This is a genomic window from Streptomyces sp. NPDC050416 (genome assembly GCF_044458845.1).
In the GTDB taxonomy this organism is placed as follows: Bacteria; Actinomycetota; Actinomycetes; order Streptomycetales; family Streptomycetaceae; genus Streptomyces.
In genome coordinates this window covers 1,886-5,093 of record NZ_JBITII010000027.1, presented here as the reverse complement: position 1 = coordinate 5,093, position 3,208 = coordinate 1,886, and the positions used below count along the sequence as shown (strand labels likewise).

The window sequence follows — 3,208 nt, the reverse complement described above, 5'->3', positions numbered from 1 at the left end:
AACACAGTGGACGCGAGCAACTGAGGACAAGCCCTCGGCCTATTAGTACCGGTCAACTCCACCAGTTACCTGGCTTCCATATCCGGCCTATCAACCCAGTCGTCTACTGGGAGCCTTACCCTCTCTAGGAGGTGGGAGTCCTCATCTCGAAGCAGGCTTCCCGCTTAGATGCTTTCAGCGGTTATCCCTCCCGAACGTAGCCAACCAGCCATGCCCTTGGCAGAACAACTGGCACACCAGAGGTTCGTCCGTCCCGGTCCTCTCGTACTAGGGACAGCCCTTCTCAAGACTCCTACGCGCACAGCGGATAGGGACCGAACTGTCTCACGACGTTCTAAACCCAGCTCGCGTACCGCTTTAATGGGCGAACAGCCCAACCCTTGGGACCGACTCCAGCCCCAGGATGCGACGAGCCGACATCGAGGTGCCAAACCATCCCGTCGATATGGACTCTTGGGGAAGATCAGCCTGTTATCCCCGGGGTACCTTTTATCCGTTGAGCGACGGCGCTTCCACAAGCCACCGCCGGATCACTAGTCCCGACTTTCGTCCCTGCTCGACCCGTCGGTCTCACAGTCAAGCTCCCTTGTGCACTTACACTCAACACCTGATTGCCAACCAGGCTGAGGGAACCTTTGGGCGCCTCCGTTACTCTTTAGGAGGCAACCGCCCCAGTTAAACTACCCATCAGACACTGTCCCTGATCCGGATCACGGACCCAGGTTAGACATCCAGCACGACCAGACTGGTATTTCAACGACGACTCCCCCTGAACTGGCGTCCAGAGTTCACAGTCTCCCAGCTATCCTACACAAGCCGAACCGAACACCAATATCAAACTGTAGTAAAGGTCCCGGGGTCTTTCCGTCCTGCTGCGCGAAACGAGCATCTTTACTCGTAGTGCAATTTCACCGGGCCTATGGTTGAGACAGTCGAGAAGTCGTTACGCCATTCGTGCAGGTCGGAACTTACCCGACAAGGAATTTCGCTACCTTAGGATGGTTATAGTTACCACCGCCGTTTACTGGCGCTTAAGTTCTCAGCTTCGCCACCCCGAAGAGTGACTAACCGGTCCCCTTAACGTTCCAGCACCGGGCAGGCGTCAGTCCGTATACATCGCCTTACGGCTTCGCACGGACCTGTGTTTTTAGTAAACAGTCGCTTCTCGCTGGTCTCTGCGGCCACCCCCAGCTCAGAGCGCGAAGCTCATCACCGGAAATGGCCCCCCTTCTCCCGAAGTTACGGGGGCATTTTGCCGAGTTCCTTAACCATAGTTCACCCGAACGCCTCGGTATTCTCTACCTGACCACCTGAGTCGGTTTAGGGTACGGGCCGCCATGAAACTCGCTAGAGGCTTTTCTCGACAGCATAGGATCATCCACTTCACCACAATCGGCTCGGCATCAGGTCTCAGACTATTGCCAGGCGGATTTACCTACCTGACGTCCTACACCCTTACCCCGGGACAACCACCGCCCGGGCTGGACTACCTTCCTGCGTCACCCCATCACTCACCTACTACCAGATCGGGTCAGCGGCTCCACCACTCCCCCTCACTCCGAAGAGATCAGGGGCGGCTTCACGGCCTTAGCATCACTGGATTCGATGTTTGACGCTTCACAGCGGGTACCGGAATATCAACCGGTTATCCATCGACTACGCCTGTCGGCCTCGCCTTAGGTCCCGACTTACCCTGGGCAGATCAGCTTGACCCAGGAACCCTTAGTCAATCGGCGCACACGTTTCTCACGTGTGAATCGCTACTCATGCCTGCATTCTCACTCGTGAACCGTCCACAACTCGCTTCCGCGGCTGCTTCACCCGGCACACGACGCTCCCCTACCCATCACGATCCCCGTTGGGGGTATATATCGCAATGACACGACTTCGGCGGTACGCTTGAGCCCCGCTACATTGTCGGCGCGGAATCACTAGACCAGTGAGCTATTACGCACTCTTTCAAGGGTGGCTGCTTCTAAGCCAACCTCCTGGTTGTCTGTGCGACTCCACATCCTTTCCCACTTAGCGTACGCTTAGGGGCCTTAGTCGATGCTCTGGGCTGTTTCCCTCTCGACCATGGAGCTTATCCCCCACAGTCTCACTGCCGCGCTCTCACTTACCGGCATTCGGAGTTTGGCTAAGGTCAGTAACCCGGTAGGGCCCATCGCCTATCCAGTGCTCTACCTCCGGCAAGAAACACACGACGCTGCACCTAAATGCATTTCGGGGAGAACCAGCTATCACGGAGTTTGATTGGCCTTTCACCCCTAACCACAGGTCATCCCCCAGGTTTTCAACCCTGGTGGGTTCGGTCCTCCACGAAGTCTTACCTCCGCTTCAACCTGCCCATGGCTAGATCACTCCGCTTCGGGTCTTGAGCGTGCTACTGAAACGCCCTATTCGGACTCGCTTTCGCTACGGCTTCCCCACCCGGGTTAACCTCGCAACACACCGCAAACTCGCAGGCTCATTCTTCAAAAGGCACGCAGTCACGAGAATGAAGACAAGTCTTCACTCCGACGCTCCCACGGCTTGTAGGCACACGGTTTCAGGTACTATTTCACTCCGCTCCCGCGGTACTTTTCACCATTCCCTCACGGTACTATCCGCTATCGGTCACCAGGGAATATTTAGGCTTAGCGGGTGGTCCCGCCAGATTCACACGGGATTTCTCGGGCCCCGTGCTACTTGGGTGTCTCTCAAACGAGCCGCTGACGTTTCGACTACGGGGGTCTTACCCTCTACGCCGGACCTTTCGCATGTCCTTCGCCTACATCAACGGTTTCTGACTCGTCTCATGGCCGGCAGACCATGAAAGAGAGATCCCACAACCCCGTATACGCAACCCCTGCCGGGTCTCACACGCATACGGTTTGGCCTCATCCGGTTTCGCTCGCCACTACTCCCGGAATCACGGTTGTTTTCTCTTCCTGCGGGTACTGAGATGTTTCACTTCCCCGCGTTCCCTCCACACTGCCTATGTGTTCAGCAGCGGGTGACAGCCCATGACGACTGCCGGGTTTCCCCATTCGGAAACCCCCGGATCAAAGCCTGGTTGACGACTCCCCGGGGACTATCGTGGCCTCCCACGTCCTTCATCGGTTCCTGGTGCCAAGGCATCCACCGTGCGCCCTTAAAAACTTGGCCACAGATGCTCGCGTCCACTGTGCAGTTCTCAAACAACGACCAGCCACCCATCACCCCGGAC

1 rRNA gene is annotated in these 3,208 nt (G+C 56.9%); it reads right to left on the bottom strand.

The features are described from left to right. Positions 1 to 22: 22 nt before the first annotated feature. Positions 23 to 3,147 (bottom strand): 23S ribosomal RNA (locus ACIBL4_RS39805). Positions 3,148 to 3,208 lie beyond the last annotated feature (61 nt).